The 21,130-nt window shown below is 55.3% G+C and carries 13 protein-coding genes; 1 reads left to right on the top strand and 12 read right to left on the bottom strand.

Translation table 11 applies throughout. The features are described 5' to 3' along the window. Positions 1–3 precede the first annotated feature (3 nt). The 6 genes from ACY1JZ_RS14960 to ACY1JZ_RS14935 form a co-directional block, all read right to left on the bottom strand. Positions 4–1,263 (bottom strand): (Fe-S)-binding protein, encoded by a 1,260-nt coding sequence (locus ACY1JZ_RS14960; RefSeq protein ID WP_462629984.1) that lies wholly within the window; start codon positions 1,261–1,263, stop codon positions 4–6. 109 nt (positions 1,264–1,372) lie between these two features. Continuing rightward, positions 1,373–2,788, bottom strand: coding sequence for an FAD-linked oxidase C-terminal domain-containing protein (locus tag ACY1JZ_RS14955; RefSeq protein ID WP_462629863.1), 1,416 nt, complete (start codon positions 2,786–2,788; stop codon positions 1,373–1,375). A gap of 233 nt (positions 2,789–3,021) precedes the next feature. Further along, a complete protein-coding gene (locus ACY1JZ_RS14950) occupies positions 3,022–6,012 on the bottom strand; it encodes a glycoside hydrolase family 48 protein (RefSeq protein ID WP_462629862.1) in 2,991 nt (996 codons plus the stop codon). 52 nt (positions 6,013–6,064) lie between these two features. Beyond that, positions 6,065–8,791 (bottom strand): glycoside hydrolase family 9 protein, encoded by a 2,727-nt coding sequence (locus tag ACY1JZ_RS14945; RefSeq protein WP_462629861.1) that lies wholly within the window; start codon positions 8,789–8,791, stop codon positions 6,065–6,067. A gap of 342 nt (positions 8,792–9,133) precedes the next feature. Then, entirely contained in the window at positions 9,134–10,051 is a 918-nt protein-coding gene (locus tag ACY1JZ_RS14940; protein WP_462629860.1) for an EF-hand domain-containing protein, read from the bottom strand. A 25-nt stretch (positions 10,052–10,076) separates the two neighbouring features. After that, positions 10,077–11,120: an S-layer homology domain-containing protein gene (locus tag ACY1JZ_RS14935; RefSeq protein WP_462629859.1), complete on the bottom strand. Its 1,044-nt coding sequence runs from the start codon at positions 11,118–11,120 to the stop codon at positions 10,077–10,079. Between the two features lie 493 nt (positions 11,121–11,613). Here ACY1JZ_RS14935 and ACY1JZ_RS14930 point away from each other — a divergent pair, with 493 nt between their 5' ends. Further along, positions 11,614–12,684, top strand: coding sequence for a lactonase family protein (locus tag ACY1JZ_RS14930; RefSeq protein ID WP_462629858.1), 1,071 nt, complete (start codon positions 11,614–11,616; stop codon positions 12,682–12,684). A gap of 197 nt (positions 12,685–12,881) precedes the next feature. On the opposite strand, the gene ACY1JZ_RS14925 is transcribed toward ACY1JZ_RS14930, so the two are convergent. From ACY1JZ_RS14925 to lacZ, 6 genes are all read right to left on the bottom strand, one after another. Then, positions 12,882–13,667: a type 1 glutamine amidotransferase gene (locus ACY1JZ_RS14925; RefSeq protein ID WP_462629857.1), complete on the bottom strand. Its 786-nt coding sequence runs from the start codon at positions 13,665–13,667 to the stop codon at positions 12,882–12,884. Between the two features lie 135 nt (positions 13,668–13,802). Then, complete coding sequence (locus ACY1JZ_RS14920; protein WP_462629856.1) at positions 13,803–14,924, bottom strand: GerAB/ArcD/ProY family transporter; 1,122 nt, start codon at positions 14,922–14,924, stop codon at positions 13,803–13,805. A 17-nt stretch (positions 14,925–14,941) separates the two neighbouring features. Then, on the bottom strand, positions 14,942–15,172 hold the full coding sequence (locus ACY1JZ_RS14915; protein WP_462629855.1) for a hypothetical protein: 231 nt from the start codon (positions 15,170–15,172) through the stop codon (positions 14,942–14,944). Between the two features lie 3 nt (positions 15,173–15,175). After that, the gene (locus ACY1JZ_RS14910) at positions 15,176–16,390 is read right to left on the bottom strand and encodes a Ger(x)C family spore germination protein (protein ID WP_462629854.1); all 1,215 of its coding nucleotides are present in this window, start codon (positions 16,388–16,390) and stop codon (positions 15,176–15,178) included. Continuing rightward, positions 16,299–17,942 carry a spore germination protein gene (locus ACY1JZ_RS14905; protein ID WP_462629853.1) on the bottom strand — a complete coding sequence of 548 codons (1,644 nt, stop codon included), beginning with the start codon at positions 17,940–17,942 and terminating at the stop codon, positions 16,299–16,301. Before ACY1JZ_RS14905 ends, ACY1JZ_RS14910 begins: the two co-directional genes overlap by 92 nt. Positions 17,943–18,086: 144 nt before the next feature. Next, positions 18,087–21,119: a beta-galactosidase, LacZ type gene (gene lacZ / locus ACY1JZ_RS14900; protein ID WP_462629852.1), complete on the bottom strand. Its 3,033-nt coding sequence runs from the start codon at positions 21,117–21,119 to the stop codon at positions 18,087–18,089. Positions 21,120–21,130 lie beyond the last annotated feature (11 nt).

Below are 21,130 nucleotides of genomic sequence, written 5' to 3'. Positions count from 1 at the left end.
AGCCTAACTCCGCTGCTCCACCATCCGCTCATACAGGAAGTCAACGATGTGTTCAGCCTGCATGCGACCGGACAAGCCATGCTTGTCAATCCCGTGCTTCATCTGCAGCAGGCAGCCAGGATTGCTGGTCAATACATAGGCAGCCTCCGTAGCCTCCGCATGCTCCATCTTGTGATCGAGCAGTTGCCCCGCCATCTCCGGCTGGGTCAGATTGTAGATGCCTGCCGAGCCGCAGCAGCGGTCCGCCTCCTTCATCTCAACAAACTGTACGCCTCCGATCCTGCGAATCAGATTGCGAGGCGCATCGGAGGAACGCATAACATTGCGCAAATGGCAGGAGTCCTGATACGTGACACGCACCTCCTTGCCAGTTGCATCGGCAAATTCCGGCAGATGGCCGCAGCGCATCAGCAACGCGCTGACATCGATGACCCGCTCTGCGAACCACTGTGCATCCTCCGCATACGTCTCATCCTCATGCAGCAGATGGTCATACTCCTTCAAGATCGCGCCACAGCCGCCCGCATTGGAGACGATGAAGTCCACACCGGCCGCGCGGAAATGCCGAATGTTGCCGCGCGCCAGCTCGCGCGCACCCTCTGCCTCCCCGCTGTGAGCATGCAGTGCTCCGCAGCAGTTCTGCTCCGCTGGAATAACTACCTCGAACCCCGCCGCGGTCAACAGCTCGACCGTCTTGAGATTCGTCTGGGTGAACAGCACATCCATCAGACAGCCACGGAACAGCCCGACCGTGGCCACCTTCTCCCCCTTCGCCGGGTGCCGCTCGCCTGCGAGCTCCACGACGCCCTTGCCGGATGCGGCCGGCAGAATCTTCTCCATCTCGCGCATCGGCTTAGGCAGCACACGCAGCAGACCCGCGCCGCGCACAACCCGCGCGAGCCCTGTGCGCTGATAGAGCGCGAGCGCGCTGCCGAGCCGCTTCATCTGCCGCTGCTCCGGGAAGACATAGCGGAAGGCAGCCTGCCGCGCCAGCTTCACCCACCAGCGATGGCTCGTTGTATGATCCTCGATCGCATCGCGCGCCTGCTCGATGAGCTGTCCGTACTTCACATCGGCTGGACATGCCGGCTCGCACGCGCGACAGCCCAGGCAATGATTCATCTGCTCCTCGAATGCCTGATCCGGCTCCATGATGCCGTCAGCGACTGCCTTCATCAGCGCGATGCGGCCGCGCGGAGACTCTGCCTCCACCCCGGTCTCGCCGAAGGTCGGACAGGCTGGCAGACAGAAGCCGCATCGCATGCAGTTCGTCAACTGATCATAGTCCAGTCGCAGTTGCAGCTTCTCCCGCAGCAGGCTGGCGCTCGCCCCCTTCGCCTCCTGGCTGGAGGAGAGCGTGTTGTTCAATTGATTAGCCATGATGCAGCACCACCCTTTTGCGCGTTTCCTTGGCGAACATCTTCCCCGGATTGAGCAAGCCATGCGGGTCGAAGGATTGCTTGATCGCCTTCATAACCTCCACACCAGCCGAGCCCACCTTCCATTCCAGGAACGGCGCCTTTACCAGCCCGACGCCATGCTCCCCGGTAATCGTTCCTCCGAGCCGAATCGCCGCCTCGAAGATCTCCTCGAAGGCCGCCTCCACCCGGTGTACCTCCTCCGTATCCCTGGCGTCCGTCGTAGCCGTCGGATGCAGGTTGCCATCCCCGGCATGGCCGAAGGTACAGATCGTCACGTTATGCTTGCTGGCGATCCGGTTAATCTCCAGAACCATATCAGCAATCTTCGAGCGAGGAACCGTCGCATCCTCCAGTATCGTGGTCGGCCTTAGGCGCGCCAGCGCAGTGAATGCGCTGCGCCGTGCGGTCAGCAGCTTGAGCGCTTCCTGCTCATCTGCCGCCACACTGATCTGGTCGGCCTGCTCGCTGCGACAGATCTGCTCGATGATCGCGATGTCCCGCTCCACCGTCTCCGGCTCCCCATCCTGCTCGATCAAGAGGATGGCCTCCATATCCAGCGGCAGACCCAGCTTGGCGAAGGCATCCACGACTCGAATCGTCGGATTGTCCATGAACTCCAGCGTCGCAGGGATAATCTTGTTTTCGATAATTTTCGATACGGTGCGGGCGGCTCCATACAGATCCTTATACATGGCCAGCATCGTCTTCTTCGCCTTGGGCGGCGGGATCAGCTTGAGCGTCGCCTCGGTAATGACGGCCAGCGTCCCTTCCGAGCCGACCAGCAGCTTCGTCAGATCATAGCCAGCCACATCCTTCATCAGCTTGCCGCCTGTGCGCAGAACCTCGCCATTGGCCAGCACCGCCTCCAGTCCGATGACGTAATCCTTGGTCGTTCCGTATTTGAGTCCGCGCAAGCCGCCGGAGCATTCCGCGATGTTGCCGCCGATCGTTGAGATTGCCATACTGCTCGGATCAGGCGGATAGAACAAGCCGAGCTGTTCAACATGGGTGATGAATTGCTTCGTATTCAGTCCAGGCTGCACCGTAGCCGTCAGATTCTCCAGATCCACCTCCACGATGCGGTTCATCCGATGCATAACCATCACCACCCCGCCTTGCACCGGCACCGTACCGCCGCACAGATTCGTCCCCGAGCCGCGGCTCACCAGCGGAATCCGGTGCTCATGCAGCACCTTCATTATGGCGGATACCTGTGCCGTGCTCTCCGGGTAGATTACCCCGTCCGGCAGTGATTGCAGCATCGGTGTGCCATCATAGGAATGGGTAACTAGCGATTGCGGGTCATCCTTGAACCACTGCTCCCCGACAATGGAGATAAGCTGCTGTCTGATTGAATCCATGAACATGAGGACGCCCCCTATAATTAATCAGGTCATCTGATGACTTTGTTTGACTAAAGTATAGCTTATTTCGAGTCGCTTGAGAAGTCCCTTCTTAAAGTCCCCTCTATACATTTAATCTGCCTGGCATGATCTACCTATAAAAAGGACGCCCCCTCGTCATCGTGACGAGGAGACGCCCTGTCTACCTTATTGCATCATACGGCCACCTGCTCTGGGTAGCCAGCGTACTGCTTTCCTTACGGCTCCATTCCCCAAGCCAGCACACCGTTATGATAGATAGTTACTTTGTTCCAATTGGCATAGCTGTTTTGCATCCCGTTGTAGGAATAGTCGTTGTTCTCATTAAAGTTGGACCAGTCGGCGTTATGCAGACGAATCTGAATATCGCCGCTGTTGGCTCCTGGAGCGAGGCTGCCTGCTCCTGCGCTGAAGCCAATCTCGACATAGCTGTCAGCTCCTGTTTTCGCTGGGCTGACCGAGCCGAATGTGCCCGTGATGTTCGAGCTGCCAACCTGAGCATAGTCTGTGAAGAATTGCTGAGCTTGTGCCGATTCCTTCGTATAGTAATAGCGGATCTTCACATCCTTCAGATCGATCGCACTCGTTCCCTGATTGACCACGCGAACCTGGAAGCGGATCGTGTTATCCAGCGGGTTCGTGTCGCTCGTGCTATATTGCAGCACCAGGTTGGAGGTCGGTGTTGGCGTGCTGGTCGGCGTCGCGCTCACCTGTACAGAGTTCGCGCTCTCCCCAACGGCATTCACCGCGCGAATGACATAGTAATACGTCGTTCCATTCGTTACATTCGTATCGGTATACGCATTCGTGGTTGGAGTGCCCACTGTCGTGTATGGCCCGCCAGAAGTTGTCGAACGAGCTACAACATAGCTAGTCGCACCTGTTACCTTGCTCCAGCTCAGCTCCACCTTGCCGTTGCCTGCTTGAGCTTGAACATTGATTGGCGCACTTGGAACAGTAGGCTGTACCGGACCGCCATTATCACCATTGATCAGTCGGTCATACTCAGCATAAGCCGTCGCCATATCTACTTGAGACCAGAAGCGGTGGTACGTAAATACCGGCGTACCGTTCTCCCATTTCTTCGTTTGCTTGTTGTACGAGTTATTGTACGTATCGACGAGATATTGCCATTGTGGATCATTCACAATATCTGGACGCAGATCAGCGTAAGAGATGTATACGCCATTGCCGCCCTTGGACGGATCGGAAGGTACACCAGCATTGCCAGGGATCGTATTGCCTTGGCCAGTTACGCCGCTCCAGCCGCCTGGAATATAGATCTCCTTCTCGAAGTAGCGGAAGTAATCTGCACGCTCCTCCTCCGTTACGATGCCGAGGCCATCGTTGTAGTTCCATGCTACATCAAGCAGATCCTTGGACAGCTCTGCAGCTTGCTGCCCCAGTGCCGTATAGCTGCCATTCTCCTGCTCTGTCGCAGCCGCGAAGAAGACCAGCGCTTTAATATAGCTTCCCAGCACGCCTGCATCCTGGTTCGGGTCCTTAGTAACCGCCTTCAGATTCGAATTGCCTGTATGATTCGCCAGGCCGTTCCATGTGTTCGGCTGTCCAGACCATTCCAGATTGCTTGGCAGCCAGAACTCGCCTGGTGCAGGCGTTGTAGCTACTTGTGCATTCGCCCCACCCAGAATACGGTTGTTCTGCGCATCCAGATAATAGCCCTCGCTATCCGCTACCGGACGGCTGTTGGCGAACACATAATCCATCGACCAATCTGCCCATTTCGTTACAATCTGCTTGGCCATTTGGAAGTTCTCAGAGCTGGTATCGCCTTGCGAAGCCAGTGCATAATACAGCTCGGCGATCCGCTCTACGCCCCATGCCTGCATGCCGAACCAGTTATTGGACGGCGGGTCGCGGTATACCGGCGCCTCATCATACGCCATCCCGTAGAAGGTGCTCTTACCAGCAGGATAGGCCTTGTAATCGCCTCCCCAGCTATTGGTTGCTCCGCCGGCAATTGCGCCCTCGGCAGATTGCAGCCAGGTGTAGAACTCCAATTGACGCTTCAGCGTGTTCTCCCAGTCCTGTCCAGCCGTAGCCGATTGCGGCGTCAGACCGCCATCAGACAGTGCGAACGATGCCAGGACGTTCTGATAGCCCTGGTGAATATGGCTCGCTCCGATTCTCCAGGACCAGTTGCCGCTCTGACCCAGGCCGCCACCCCATGAGGTATACCATGCCATCAGATAGTGATTTGCATCCTTCCCGTTACCAGCAACCGGATTGCCATTCGCAGCGCTTCCAATCTTCTGGAAGTACTTGTCATACATCCCGTAACGAAGATAGTCGCCCATCTTTTTCGCCTTGTCCAGATAAACCTGATTATTATAGCCGAGCTCCTTGGCCCAATACATCGCCTGGATGGCACGAGCCTCCGCGTCGGTCGCGTTTGTATAGCGCCATTGTGCGGAAGGAGCCTGATTCTCCTTCGTGAACAAGGTCATGTAGCCTTCTCCTGCCTTGCCGAAGGTTTTATCATCCTGCGACGGATGCGGGACCGCTTCCCATACCGATTCCTGCTCACCACGCTGGAAGGTGTTGACATACGTGGCCGTATGGCTAGGGTTCAGCAGATTGCCGAAGCCGTACCAGTTGTCAACGTCAACGAGCCAGTGCATCAGATAGGATGCATTATTGCCATATGTGGCTCGAAGCTCAGCATCAATCGGATCGCGACCTGGCGTATGTTTGCCGTTCAGCGCACTCGGATACAAGTCCGGTTGAGCTAGCTCGGCAGCATAGGTTGCCGGACTGGATGGGTCGTAATAGCTGACGCTTGGCTGCTCGTTAACGCCACCCCCATTGGTTGGAATAATGTATTTCTCCATATTATCCCAGGCTTCCTCCAGCTTGCTCCAATCCTTCGTATGATAGCCGTAGAGAACCTCCAGCCACATCCAGTAGCTATAAGCCTCAGAGGTCGTCATATGTCCATAGTCCGGCGCTTCGCTCACCAGTGTCTCGATGGAGTGATACGGGATACCTTCCGCGGAGAAATATCCGCTAGCTGGATCTTTGATCTGCGCGTATAGCTGCAGGAAACGCGTCTGCTCCATCGAAGAAGCAATGGTCGCATCCGGGCTCGTATTCGCACTGGCTACACCGCCAATGGCAGAGAACAGCAGCACCCCGGACAGTACCCCGGACAGCAGCTTGCCCCAGAGCTTCGTTGTGAATCTTGGCATGAAAATTCATCCTCCTCATATCGCTTTTATTCAACGTTGTTAACAAATATTTTTAGGGCTCCAGTCCCCAGACAAGCTCTCCCTGATAATACAGAGCAATCTTGTCCCAATCGGCATAATTCAGCTTAGTGCCATCATAGGAGAAATCATTACTCTCGTTATAATTGCTCCAGTTATCCTTATTGATCCGAAGCTGGATCTCCCCCGAGTTCTGCCCAGGCGCCAGCGTACCGGCGCTGGTGGTGAATCCAACCTCAAGATACGTGTCCGCTCCAGGCTTGGCAGGTGTCAGTGTACCGAAGGTGCCGGTCACATTGGCGCTGCCGACCTGTGCATAATCACAATGAAACTCCTGCGGTCTTGCTCCGTCTATCGTGTAGAAGTAGCGAAGCTTCAGATCGCTCAGGTTAATCGTCTCATCTCCCTGATTCATGATGCGTACAAGCGGACGCATCTGATTGTCCAGCGGGTTGGTGTCGCTGGTCTTGTATTGAACAACCAGGTCGCCGATCGCCGGTTGCTCCGCCTCGGTCGGAACAGCCGATACAGCAGCAGAATTAGCGCTCTGACCAACAGTATTGGAAGCGCTCACCACAAAATAATACGTCGTTCCATTCGTCAGTCCGCTAATCGTCGCTGTCGTGCCTGTCACGGTCTCCACGGCTGTGTAAGGCCCGCCAGCAACTGTCGATTGCTTGACTGTATACTGAGTGGCGCCAGTCGCCGCATTCCAGGACAATACCACCTGCCCGTCGCCTGCCGTCGCTTTCACATTGGTTGGCGGCAGCGGTGCTACCGGCTCAACCGGCCCGCCAGCGCCCGGCTCTTGACCGAACACCCGCACTCCTGCATCATAGACCGGAATTTTCGCGGTCTTCACCGGAGAATTGGCCGAGGAGCCAATACCTTGGAAGGAAGGATCATTCGCATTGCTCCAGAAAGAAGTGCCTGCCGGGGCAGCGATACGGAACTGAACCTCCTTGCGGACAGCGCTCTGTCCTCCCGGATAGATTGGCGTTCCAGTAAAATCAACCTTCGTATAATAGATATGTTCAGCCGGGTTATGCGGCAGCAGTTGGGATGCAACAGCGCCCTGATGATATCCGACGGAGACGGTAATATCCTCGGGTCCGTAGCCAGCCGCAACCGCCTCGCTAAGATCTACATAGTAGTTAAAGCTCAGCTTGTCGCTGACACGTGCTGGCCAGCCCGAACGGTTATTCATCACTGCACGAATCTCGATAAAGTGGCTGCCACTGGTGTTGATGCCTGCTTCAACAAACATCTCATCATCCCGTACCTCAGACGCCGGGAAGTTCGCCAGCGGCTCTTTCCCTTGCCCGTGAAGCAGCATCATCTTCGCCAGGGCACCGGTAAAGCCTGCATTGTAATCCGTTGCGACTTCGTTCGAGACATAGTCCTCGATCGCGTCGGTATACTGATCATTGAGATCTGGTCCACCGACCAACGCCCCATACAGCACATGCCGATGATTCGCAGGCACAGACTGGCTGTCCGCCCACGAGCCATGAGAAGTACGATGATGCGGTCGCTTCGGCGCGTTCTCGCCAAAACCGACGACATAGCTTCCATTGCGAGGATTATCCCCTAACATGTACAGAATCTGCTTCTCCGCAAACTGGCGATAGCGCGCTTTCTTCGCGGCATCATCTACCCAGTCTGAATAGACAAAGGCGATGAACGCTTGGTTGGCAGCATAACGCAGCGCTCCCCATTGATCGAGATAGGCCAAGCCGCCCGGCGTATAACGGATTCGTTCGCCTGTACTCGCAACCCCGGTGCTCCAGTAGTCAAGATTGCGTTCAGCAGACTTAATGAAGCGTGAGTCCTGGGTAATCTTGGCAAGCAGGATTTGTGCGCCATAGCTCTTGTCGTCCCAGGCCAAGCCCCATGTATAGGCCCAATCGCCTTGCTGTGTTTTTCCCCAGTGGTTAGATGCAGCTATCGCTTTGTCCAGGTATGTCTGCTCTCCCGTTGCCAGATAGAGCCAGGCGCCTCCCCAAGACAATTCGTCCTGATAGCCACTGAAGGAATTATAGAACTGAGCCGCATCTGGAATGCTTTGTGAATAGACACCACGGTACTGATCTGCGAACTGATACAGCTCCCTGGCATGCTGCAGCATCTCATCCGCATAGTCCGGGTCACTGTCCCGGAACACGATAGAGGCAGAAGCTAGTGCGGCAGCCGTCTCCCCTGCCAGATCAGAGCCAGGCTTGGTTGTATCGATCTTATAGGACGGGCGAGCCATCGGCATGACCTCTGCTGGTCCCCACCAGGCATGGTCCATCGTTCCGTTGCCCACCTGACCCCACAGCTCATTCGGTGCTGTGTGCGCTTTCATAAAATAGTCCGTTGCCCACCGAATATTGTCCAATATCTCATCGAGTTGACCAGCTTGTACGTAGCCTTCCTTATATTCCATGACCGACCAGGAAAGCATCGTGGCACTGAATGCCATCGGGAAGCCAAACTTCACATGGTCGCCCGCATCGTACCATCCACCGGTAAGATCAAGTCCAACATCCGAGCCATCCTGCAGACCTGAATCTCCGCGCCATTCGACACGGTTATTGTCCGGGAGCTTTCCTGAACGCTGGGCCTCATAAAAGTAAATGGATTTTTGAAGCGCTTCCGCATAATTGTACGTGCTTGGCGCTGCTTCGACAGCCCGTTCTCCCGGCAATATGCCGAAAGAAGAGACGGCTACCAGCATAGCAAGATACAATGTCCCTCTCTTCATGTTAATTTTTCTCATGTCGAATTTCTTCCTCCTAAATGGTTGGTCTCACATCCCTTTCAGTTCAATTCGTGTGTTCTCACCTCCGTGATCTTGCTCGGCTAGTGAAACTATCGGACGAAACGACAAAAAACAGCCCATCACCTCACTTTCTTAACGAAATAGAGGACGCGCTGTGCGAGAACGATGTTTTAACATTGGCCCTGTGACTAAGATAACACACTTTTGGACAGTTTTCTATATATTTACAAAGAAATTTTTACATTTTTTTCTTCAAGTTGTATATTGTTGTTTTTTGCTGAATACCCCTGCAACGAGGGCAGCCCCCGGCATCCCAAGGCGCCGGGGGCTGATCCTTCCTTAATGATTTGGATTCAATATTAATTGAACCAATGCCGCGAGATCCTCACTGTCAATGACTCCGTTGCCGTTGGAATCGGCGGACTTCACCGCCTCCCAGTTCTCATCGGTCGATGTCAGGCCGAGCGCATTCACCAGCACAGCCAGGTCAGCCACACTCGTTCGACCATCCCCGTTCAGATCGCCTGTCCATACAGCAGCCTCGACCTCCTCTGCCTGGGCAACTGGCTGTCCGTGCAACATCCATTCGGTCAACAGCTTCATATCCTCCAGGGAGATGACACCGTCAGCCTGCACATCCCCTGCCGCGTAGCGCTCCCATTCCTCACTGCCCTCAGCCAATCCCTCTCCGGCTGCAAGCAGTCCCAGATCGGCAATCGTCAGTTGTCCATCACCATCCAGATCACCGAGCATTCCGCCTTCTATGATCTGCGGCACTTCCGTCCCGTCCACAGACTCCGGCGCATAGTAGAAATCCGAGCGCTCCAGAGCAACCGGTTGCTCTGACAACGGGTGTCCCTCCTCTGCCTTCACTTCCCAGCGCAGAGCCAGCATATCTTCGGACGGATCGGGGGCGGCATCCGCCTGCCCACTTACCATAATAATCCGAACCTTGCCCGCTTCCTGTGCGATGCCAGTAATCTGAAGACCTTCACGCAGCGGCTCCGCACCTGCAAAATCAATCTCCTGCTCATCGTATGCAACTGTAATATCCTGTACCGTAACGGCGCGCCCTGCTGCTGGCTCAAGCCGATAGATGGCAGTCAGACCACTCTCTCCCTCTTCCATCTGTCGAAGCGTTATTTCTGCGCCTATTGGATCGGCAGCATTAGCTTGAGGCATTTGCGGCACAAGGCTGACACATAGTCCAAGGACCATTGCCGCAGCCCACTTCCCGCGTTGTTTCGTTCTGCGCATGATAGCCATCCTTCCTCTCCTCAGCTTATTGAGCTTGATAGTCCAGCAGCGACAGCAGCAGTGTAACTGCCTCGGCGCGGGTTGTCATCTCCTGCGGCGCGAAGCGATTGCCGCCCTTGCCCTTCATCAGACCTGCTTCGCTGACAGCCGCTACAGATGCTCCCGCCCAGGAAGCAATACGATCCGTGTCGGCGTAATTCAGCTTCGGCTCCTGTTGCGTCGGCAATTGCAGCATTCTGGCTGCCATAACCGCCATCTCAGCGCGTGTAATGGTCTGGCTCGGGCGGAAGGTGTGATCCGAATAGCCATTCACGATTCCTGTATCAACAGCCAGACCGACATACGCCTTGGCCCAGCTTGGGATCGTGTCCAGATCCTTGAAGTCCAGCTTCGACTCGCCTTGCGCCTTCAGGGAGGTCGCCTTGGCCAGCATCGTCACGAACTCGGCCCGTGTTACCTGGCCATTCGGACGGAACGTGCCATCTGTATACCCATTGACGAAGCCGATGCCCGCAGCTCTCAGTACGTTAGCCTCCGCCCAATGCCCGGAGATGTCAGAGAAGCTCGCCTTCGGCCCGGTCTCTTCGATCTTCGCTGCCTTGACTGTTATTGCCGCGCTCGTCTTAGGCTGCAGCTCGATTGACTTCACCGAGCTGTCTACCAGCTTGATCGTCGCAAGCTCCACCTTCGCCTCGCCTTCCTTCACAGTCTTGAAGGACAGCTTGGCCAGCTCAACCGTTCCATTGTCCCCCTTGGTGCTGCTCCCAACCTTCGTATGGGCAAAGGTAATCCGATTGCCTTCGCGAACCGGTTCGATGGACCAGCCTTTAACCAGACTGGAAACGCTCTTATATTCCAGCTTATCCGCATCATAAGTCACTTGAATTTCGTAGCCATATACGTCGGTCAGTTGCTCCCCCTTCAATGTGAAGGCCACTTCTTGTCCAACTTCAGGGCTGGATGGACTGGCTACTAGAGAGAACCTCTCCTCCCCCGCTGCCGAAGCGATGGTAGCAGTCGTGAAGAGCATTACAAGACTCAAAGCCAGCACCCATAGTTTTCGTTTCATTTGTCTCGTCCTTTCATAGATAGCGTTGAGGTTGCATGATGGCAAGAACAGCAGGTCAGATACAGGCTGAAGCCGAGCTGCACTGGTCGGCGCAGCGGGCTCCATTCCGCTTATGGAGCTTCCTGCTCCCAGTTGCCGCCTGTGGCTCACGCCAGTTGAAGCCGCCACAATACTACTTACAGCAGAGTGACTCCGACGCAAGAAATACCATAAGACTTACTGTAAAGCGCTTACAATTAAGTTGCTAACATCTAGCAGGCTAAGCATATAGCAAGAATACCCAGCTCTGCCTTCCGCCAAAGTGAACACTTATAATGATAGGCGCATTTCAGGCAACATTCAATATAATTCATTGTGCAAAAACTTGATTTTTTTCGCCAATATGCCCACTCGTCGTATTCGCTACGTGATTTGCCTGAATGCATGATTTTTGCGATAATTGACCAAAGGATGCTCGTCATCCTCAGAACGTATGTATGGGGTGTTATTAATTATGACAATGTATGCTTATATCGGTTCGTATGCTGCGCCTTCCGAGCCGGGTCTGCGCGTCTGCGCGTATGACCCGGATACAGGTAGGCTCGAGCTTATTCAAGAGGTAGAGGGCCTGTCCAATCCGACCTTTCTGGACATCGATGCGACCAAGCGGCGACTCTACGCAATACTGGACGAGACGGACGAGCAGGGCAAGCGTACCGCCGCAGCCGCCGCTTATGAGATTGATCCGGCTAACGGCATGCTGAAGCTGCTGCACAAGGTACCGACAGTACAGGCGCCCACCTGCCATATTACACTGGACGAGACGCACTCCTGCATCATCGTCTCCAGCTACCACGGCGGACTGGTTGGCGTATCCTTGCTTCGCGAGGATGGCACGATCGCGCCAGCATCCGATGTGCTGCAGCATCATGGCTCCAGCCTGCTTCCTGTGCAGAGCCAGGCCAGAACGCATTCCGTCTTCATCGCTCCGGGCAACCGCTTCGCTGTCGCCTGTGATCTGGGACTCGACAAGGTATTCGTCTATCGCCTGAATGCTGCCGAGGGAAAGCTCAGCCTGCAGAGCGAGGTGTCCGTAACACCTGGCTCGGGACCCCGGCACTTCGCCTTCCACCCGACCCAGCCTTACGGCTATCTCATTAATGAACTGAGCGCCACAATCACTGCCTTCCACTATGATGCCGAGCAAGGAAAGCTGACGGAGCTTCAGACCGTCTCCACACTGCCCGAAGGCTTCGAGGGGGACAATGCATGCGCCGACATTCATCTATCTAGGGACGGTCACTATCTGTACGGCTCCAACCGCGGCCATGACAGCATCGCCGTCTATGCGGTAGATCAGCAGACCGGACGATTAAGCCTGGTTCAGCATGTCTCCACAGGCGGCGGGCATCCGCGCAACTTCGCCTTATCTCCCGACAACCGCTTCCTGCTCGCCGCTAACCGCGACGGCAATAATGTCGTCACGTTCAGGCGTGACGAGCATAGCGGCAAGCTGGAGCCTACTGGCGATGAGCTGACAGCCTCCAAGCCGGTGTGTGTCAAGTTCGCCGATATTCACGCCTGATGCCATAGCCTTAGCCTGTAAGCCCGCCTGTCTCTTAGGCGGGCTTGGGCCGCACCGCGCATAGCTCCCGGCGCGCGCTGCATTGCTGCATGACGGCGGTCGGTCGAACCACATGCGTTGCATCTTAGAAGCCACTCCTGCAATTTCTCCCTCCTCCTTCAGCGCCTCATCGAACCAAGCTGTCAGCAGGGAGAGGGTTAGGCCCCTGGGGCAGCCTGAGCTTCGTGGTGCACGCCGCTCTGCTGCTCCGCCTGTCCGGCCGATTGTTCCGACCGCCCACTTCCCTGATCCGCCTGCATGACCGCAGCTAGCTGATCCAGCACCCGCGCCAGCATGGCAAAGGACTGCTCGCTCCTCGCCAGCTCAGCGGTGATGTGTGTGGCGGACTGAATGTATGGCCCCTCAACAAGCTCGCTGCTCCAGCAGGAGAGCATCTCCCCGATTGCCTCGGGATGAGCCTCGAGATGGAATTGCAGGCCCGCTACCCTGTTGCCATAGGCAAACGCCTGATTGGTACAGGCTTCAGACCCCGCCAGCCGCACCGCTCCCTCGGGTAGATCGAAGCAGTCCCCATGCCATTGGAAGGAATAGAACTGCTGTGGAAGCTGTGAGAGCAGCGGGTGTTCCGCGGTGGTGCGCTCTATCTTATGCCAGCCTATCTCCTTATAAGCATTGCGATACACCCTAGAGCCGAGCAACTCAGCCAGCATCTGTGCACCGAAGCAGATGCCCAGCACCAGCTTCCCCCTCTGCAGCGCCTCACGAACGAATTGCTTCTCATCCGTCAGCCAGGGGTACAGCTTCTCCTCGTATACACTCATCGGTCCGCCCTGGATGACCAGCAGCTCATAGCTGTCATGTTCAGGATACGTCTCATCATCTGGCGGATACAGCAGCGTGAACGTATGCCCCTGGGCTGCCGCCCAATCCGTAATCGCTGTCTCTCTATCGAATCTGAAGTGCTTCAGCAGCAATAAGCGCATCTCTCCCCACTCCTTCTCTGTCGCCAAGCACAGCCAGCCGGACAGCCGGCCGCCATCCACCCAGCTTTTCATTCTATTGTAGGGGATAGAGAATTTAAATGTCAATATTCATTACATTTTAATGTTAATATTATGTCAATTATAGGTGTTTTCACCGAGCTTCTGTCCGCTCCACCTTTTGCGCACATAGCAGACAAGCAGCCCGCACAGGGGAATCACCAGCGCGCACGTAAGATCCCAATAGACCCAGTACTTGGACACGATCGCCTGATAATAGGTAAGGGTCGGTGCGATGATGATCGCCATGCCGAAGATGATCATCCCTGATGGCACAATAATCGGGCGGTAGCTGCGAAGTGTGAACAGTTGTGCGGAGCCAAGAACAAAACAATAGAAATAGATGACCGCTTTGAAGTAGGTTGAGATAATCCAGATCGTAGCCATCACGGATTCGATTCGCTCCAGAAAGTTCCCAATACTGATGCGCTGGGACAAGATGAAGGATGCGTAAATATTATGCTGTGTAAAGAACGGCCCAAGCACCATCAACGCAACGGTCACAATCATCGTCAGCATCAGAAAACCGATGAGAGCGGTCATCAGCAGGTCTCGGGTTCGATGCGGTCGATTCAGCGCATAGGGGATGAGCATGAGCACAGGCAGCAGCTCTCCGAACGGGTATGCGACTGCCAGCGCAGCCCCTGCTGCAATGCTCTTCGCCCCCGAAGCGAATACGGGTTCCAGACGTGCCACTTCGATCTGGGGCAGCAGACAGATCACTTGGAACGCTATGAACATCACGACGATCGGAATGAGCAGTTCTCCTGCCCGGCTCAAGCTTTCAAGACCATACTTGATCCCCCACACCAGAACAATAACGAGAATCAGATGAATGACCCGAATCGGAGTTTCAGGAAGAATCTGCGTGGTCAGGAAATCTCCGGCTTCGCGAACTATGGTAGCTGCCATCACCATAAAGTAAAACAAGTACCACAGCCCAAGTATTGCGCCCATCCATTTGCCAAATATTTTGCCCAGCCCTTCAATCAGCGTCAAGCCTGGAGCCTGCTTGTATAACTGCAGCATAATCCAGATCGTGAAGAGACCAAAGGGAATACTGATCAAGGAGGCCACCCACGCGTCCTGTTGTGCAGCGCCCGCTATTAACGACGGGTAGACCAGAATCATGTCACCGATCTGGATTAACAGCATGACTACGATTAATTGCCGAACACTGATGCGTCCTGGCTCCAACATGTCTTCAGCCCCCCCAATTAAAACAATCCCCCCAGCATCTGATTCAACGGTTCATAGATCCAGACGATAAACTCCAGCGGACTTGGCACGGATTCCAGATCGATAGCGATAATGCTCATCGCGCTCCCACTTAGCAGATACAGCGAGAACACCATAATTTCCTTCATCCGACGCAGCCGAATCTGCTCCGGCAGATAGATTGCGGCGATAATAACAGCTGTCACACCTACGGCGATATATGTGGTCATACTCTACTCCTTAATCTGCTTCAGGAAGGAATCATCCAGTGTTCCCACACGCTTGATCATGAATTTCGTGTCGTATTGAATGTTCAAATCCTTCAAATGCTCCTCCCAGCTATCCTTCAGCTTCGCCCACTGCTTTGGATACTTGCGCTCCAATTCCTGACCGAATCCGAATATATCTACCTTATACTTCCGAAAGACCGTATTGACCGCTTCTCTCATCAGCTTGTTCGTCTGCTCACTGCCCTTCTTCTCCATCGCAGTTATCGCCTTCAAACTCCCTATCCTCTGTTTGCACTCTACTGAAGCGATCACACTCACCGTCTCCACCTTGACATGAAACTGCGGCTTGGACTGCGCATTCATCGTCGTCTTGATCTTCGTATTGGAGCGCAATGAGTTCAGGGCGATATAGCCCTTGTCCTCCTCACAGCGGATATGTCCCATAGTGGAATCCACCTGGTCACGTATATAATTGAACCCTTTGGACTCCACCTCGCTCAGCCATCCGATCAGCTTATCCTTGCGGAAGACACCCAGGCCGTTCATTACAAGCTGCGCTGCGGGCTTCACGCCCGTCAGGTTGTTGTTGCTATTAATGCCTTGGGGATTCCCTCTGATCTCAACTCCTGGCACAACGGCGGAATGACCTGACCCAATCATATCCTCCATCAGCCGATCCGCATTCACCGTTGTGGTCGGCGCCCAGGTTGTTGCCGATGCATCCAACGACTTGTACAGCTTGTCAGCAGGGATTTTCTCTAGCATGGACAGTACAGACAGCACTGATTCTGCGGTTGTGCGACGAGCGACCGTCACATAATAATCAGGTCGGACTCGTGGGTCGCGCATCATCCCGTCCAGCATCTCGCCGACCCCATTCTCTCTGGCAAACTGCTCTCCGAATACAAGCACCCGAATATGGGACAGGAAGGCAATGCGCGGGCTGCTGACAGTCAGCTTCCGAATCGCCTCGAACAGGGTTGGTGCCGTAGCGTTAAAGACCGTTACCGGGGCGGCCGATATTTTATTCTGATTGGAGCTTACCCCTGAGGGAATGACGACCTGAGCTGTCACCTTGATCTCATCACCAGCCTTGTCGATTCCGAGCCCTAGGACAATAGCCAGATCATTCAGCTCGTGTCGCCCCCAGCAGCCTGTCGACGTCAGCAACAGCCCTGTCACCACTGCCAGCTTCCCTATTAGTAGCAGACGCTCCATAGCTCTCCCCGCTTTCACGATGTTGATGCTGTATGTCTATCCCTTGACGGTGCACATTTCGCGGATTGGCGGTCGCTGGTCGGGTTCGCATCGCAGGCCAGGGTACGCGGTAGAATGTATCCTTCAAATTTCCGGCTACATACGGACCGTAAGGGCTCATATACGATACGCCGAACGAGCGAAGACTGGTGAGATGGATCGCCAGCATGAGCAGCCCGAGCAATATCCCGAATAAGCCAAAGCTCGCTGCAAGCGCCATAAGCACGAACCGGATGATGCGTACCGAGATGGACAATCCATTCTCCGGGATGACATAGCTGGAGATTGCTGTGATCGACACGATGATGACCATCGCTGCGGACACGACACCCGCATCGACTGCAGCTTGACCAATGACGAGTGTGCCGACGATGGACACCGCCTGACCGACCGTCTTGGGGATACGAACCCCCGCCTCCCGCAATATCTCATAGGTCACCTCCATAAGCAATGCCTCGATAAAAGCAGGAAACGGCACACCCTCCCGCTGAGCCGCTACACTGATTAGCAGGCTGGTTGGCAGCATCTCCTGATGAAAGGTCGAGATCGCGATATAGAATGAAGGCGCCAGCATGGCAATAAAAAAAGCAAGATACCGAATGATCCGCAGCAGCGTGCTGATGTCTGCGCGCTGGTAGTAATCCTCCGCGGATTGGAAGAACTGGACGAACAGCGCGGGAACGAGCAGGACAAACGGAGTTCCGTCCACGAGGATGGCGATTCGCCCTTCCAGCAGCGCTGCTGCAACGGTATCAGGACGTTCGCTGTTGTATACCGTCGGGAAGATGGTGCGCTGTGTATCCTGAATAAATTCCTCAATGTAGCCGCTCTCCAGAATACCGTCAATATCGATCTTATCCAGCCGCCGCCTCACCTCCTCTACAACAGAGGCATCGGCAATCTGGCGATGGAAGACGATTGCAACCGAGGTTTTGGTGACTCTTCCAATCTCACGTGTCTCGGTCCACAGCTCAGGGTCCTTGATTCTGCGACGAATAAGCGTCATATTCGTCCGCAGATTCTCATTGAAGCCTTCCATCGGCCCGCGCACCACAGCCTGTGAATTCGGCTCGCTGATGCTGCGATCCTCCCAGCCGACAGCACCGATCCGCAGCACGACAGCCGAGCCATCCAACAGCAGCATCACACAGCCTGACATCAGATCCGTGAACAGAGCGCCCATCGTATCGATTCGCTTCGTATCCGCGGCGATCAGAACTTCATGCTCAATATAGCTTAATCGCTCATCATCACGAAGCTGAATCAGCCTGGAGACCTCATCATCACGACGCAGAAGCGAGCGCAGTATCGATTCATGAAGAAGCTGCTGATCGACAAATCCGTCCATATAGACGAGTGCCGCTGGCCAACGCTTGAGACAAGTGAACGTCTTCATCACCAGATCGCTGGAGCTGCCCAGTGTGCCCTGAATCTCTTGAAGCGCAGAGGACAGGTCTGCTGGTACAGGCGATGAGGGAGTGAGCGGCGGACTTGTCTGATATACATTCTGCATAGCACACCTCAACGGATAGGATAGGAATTAGCGTTAGTATGGCACCATAACAAGCATAATATCCCACCCTGGACATAACAGAAGAAGCAGGAGAGCGGCTTGCTGCGCTCTCCTGCTTCTTCGTCTTGCATCCTTATGACTGTCCTACAGCTTGCGAATCGTAAATTCAAATTGCAGCGGCTGTCCCGAAGGAAGCCTGTATTCCGGGTGAACCGGCGCGCCCCAGCTATCATCTCCGCCAACGCCCATCTGCCTACCCGCCACCGTAACGACGGTGTAATGAACGGGCGGCAGCTCATAGTGATGCATCGCATTCTCCAGTTCAAACGCCGTATACGGCGAGATATTGCATTCTACCGGAGACGATGCTGGCGAGGTCAGGCGGATGCCCTGCCCAAGTGCATCTGCGATGTCCACGCGTCGCACGCCTGTACGGTTGCCGGACTCCTGCGGCACCACATAGCCGGACACATGGTCTCCTGCTTCAGTATGGAAGATGCCGAGCCGTGCGCCGAAGGCGCGGTCGATGTAATTCTCCTCCGGCCCCATCGCATACCACTCCAGCTTGTCATAATCAGCCGGAACCTTGAACGAGAGGGCAAAGGTCGGCAGATCCGCCAGTCCTTCCGGCCCCTCATAGCTCGCCTTCACATGCAAGCTGCCATCTGCATAGACCGTATAGGCCACTGCACTCTTCACCGCTTCATGAATGCTGAAGGCATAGCTATACGTGAACGTCAGACTGCCTTCGCCCTCCGTCACCTCCAGCCCGGTACAGCGCCGAGCCAGGCTTGCAGCATACCAGCCGCCCGCATGGAAGCCCATTGCTGTGCCGCGGTCATTGTCGGTCAGCGCCCGCCAGAACAGCGGCGCCGGCGGCTGGGCGATCATCTCGCGCCCGCCATAGTTCAACGACACGAGCGTATGCGCCTGACGGGAGAAGATCATGCTGAAGCCGTCGCCCTTCACGCCGTAGTTGACATCGCCACGGATCAGTCGCAGCTCGCCCTGCGGCACAGCCGCTTGCTCGCCAGCAACCTGATAGATATGCTCGCCGAAGGCAATCTCGTAGCCTGCATCCGCCCACAGTTGAGCCTCAGCCAGCCTGAATGCAACCTGCAGTGTGTACTCGCCTGCTGCTACAGCCTTGGCCGACTGCTCAGGCAACGCTACATACGCTTCGCTCTGAGGCTCCACCACGACCCGCTGCGAGCCGCTAATTACCGGTTGCCCTTCGCGATACAGCGTATATTCCAGCACATAGCCTGCGGTTGAGATGAACAGATTATCATTACGGATCGTCACACCGTCACGCTCGACGTTCAGCTTCACATTCTGATACAGGAACTTGACCTCTTGCATCTTCGGCGATTCTACGCGATCTGCATAGACGATCCCGTTCGTACAGAAATTATAGTCGGTCGGACGGTCGTCGAAATCTCCGCCATAAGCCAGAAACTCCTTGCCGTAGCGATCCTTCTTCACGATGACCTGATCGATATAATCCCAGATGAAGCCGCCCTGATACAGCGGATAGCGATCCTCAAGCTCGGTATACTTGTGCATGCCGCCCAGCGAGTTGGCCATGGCATGCATGTACTCACAGCTAATATAAGGCTTCTGTGGATCATTGTTAAGGTATTCCTCGATGTCCGCAGGCTTGGCGTACATGCGGCTCTCCATATCGCTAGAAGCATCATACTCGCGGTTATGGAAGACACCCTCGTAATGTACGAGCCGGCTTGGGTCTGTCTCCCGGAAATAGTGAGACACGTTCAGCAGCACCTGGCCGGCATACGATTCATTGCCCAGCGACCAGATCAGAATAGACGGATGATTCTTGTCGCGCTCCAGCATGGAGATCGCGCGATCCATGACGATGTCCTGCCATTCCATCAGACTGCCCGGCACGTTCCAGGACGGCTCGACAGCACCCATCTTCTGCCAGGAGCCATGCGTCTCCAGGTTCATCTCATCGATTACATAGACGCCGTACTCGTCACACAGCTCATACCACAAGGTCTGATTCGGGTAATGCGAGGTGCGCACCGAATTGATGTTGTTGCGCTTCAGCGCGCGGATGTCCCACAGCATATCCTCTTTCGTGATGGCGCGTCCACGGCGCGGGTTGAACTCATGACGATTCACGCCCTTGAATACGATCCGCTTGCCGTTGAGATGCATGATCTTGTTGATCATCTCGAATTTGCGGAAGCCGACCTTCTGCGGGATCACCTCCACCAGCTTGCCGCTGGCGTTATATACCTCGATCAGCAGTGTGTACAGATTAGGCTCCTCTGCGCTCCACAGCTTGACTGCGCCCGCCGCGCCGCTGACTGTCAGCTTGCTGCTCTCAATCGGCTGCTCCAGCTCCAGCAGAGCGCCTCCTTCACCATCTAGCAGCGAGAGGCGCACCTTGCCGCTTGCTCCCTCGCGGAACGTCAGCTCCGCCGAGAGCGAGCCCTGCTCATAGGCCGCATCCAGGTCAGTGCGCACGAATAGATCAGACACATGCACCTCAGGCACGGTGTATAGATACACATCGCGGAAGATGCCGGAGAAGCGCCAGAAATCCTGATCCTCCAGCCAGCTTCCGGTGCTGCGCTGGTATACCTCAACCGCCAGCTTGTTGTCCTTCTCCTGAACGAATGGCGTCAGATCGAACTCTGCTGGTGTGAAGCTGTCCTCGCTGTAGCCGACGAAGTGGCCATTCAACCAGACATAGAACGCCGATTCCACACCCTGGAACGAGATATGAACCGGACGATTCCGGAAATTCTCCGGCAGACTGAAACGGGTTACATAACTGCCAACAGGATTATGTGTTGTCGAGATTTGGGGCGGGCGCAGCTCTTCGTGGCCATCCCACGGATACATCGTATTAACGTATTGCGGCTGACCGTAGCCCTGCATCTGGATATGACCCGGCACCTCGATCGTCCCCCAGCCCTCGCAGTTGAACTCCGTCTTGTAGAACGCTTCGGGGCGGCTCGCCGGATTGGGGGCGTACTGGAATTTCCACGTGCCATTCAAGCTGGAGCGCAGCTTCATATCCGCAGCCTCTGCCGCCTCCTGGAGCGACTCATAATAACGATGATCCGAATGTGCAGGCAATCTGTTCACCGCGAACACACTGACATCGGTTAGCCACTCCAGGGTAGGTACTGTTGCTTTCATATCTTCTCTCC

This window comes from Paenibacillus sp. J5, from assembly GCF_054955055.1.
Note: the sequence above shows the minus strand (reverse complement) of the source record. Positions and strands in the feature narration are given on the sequence as shown.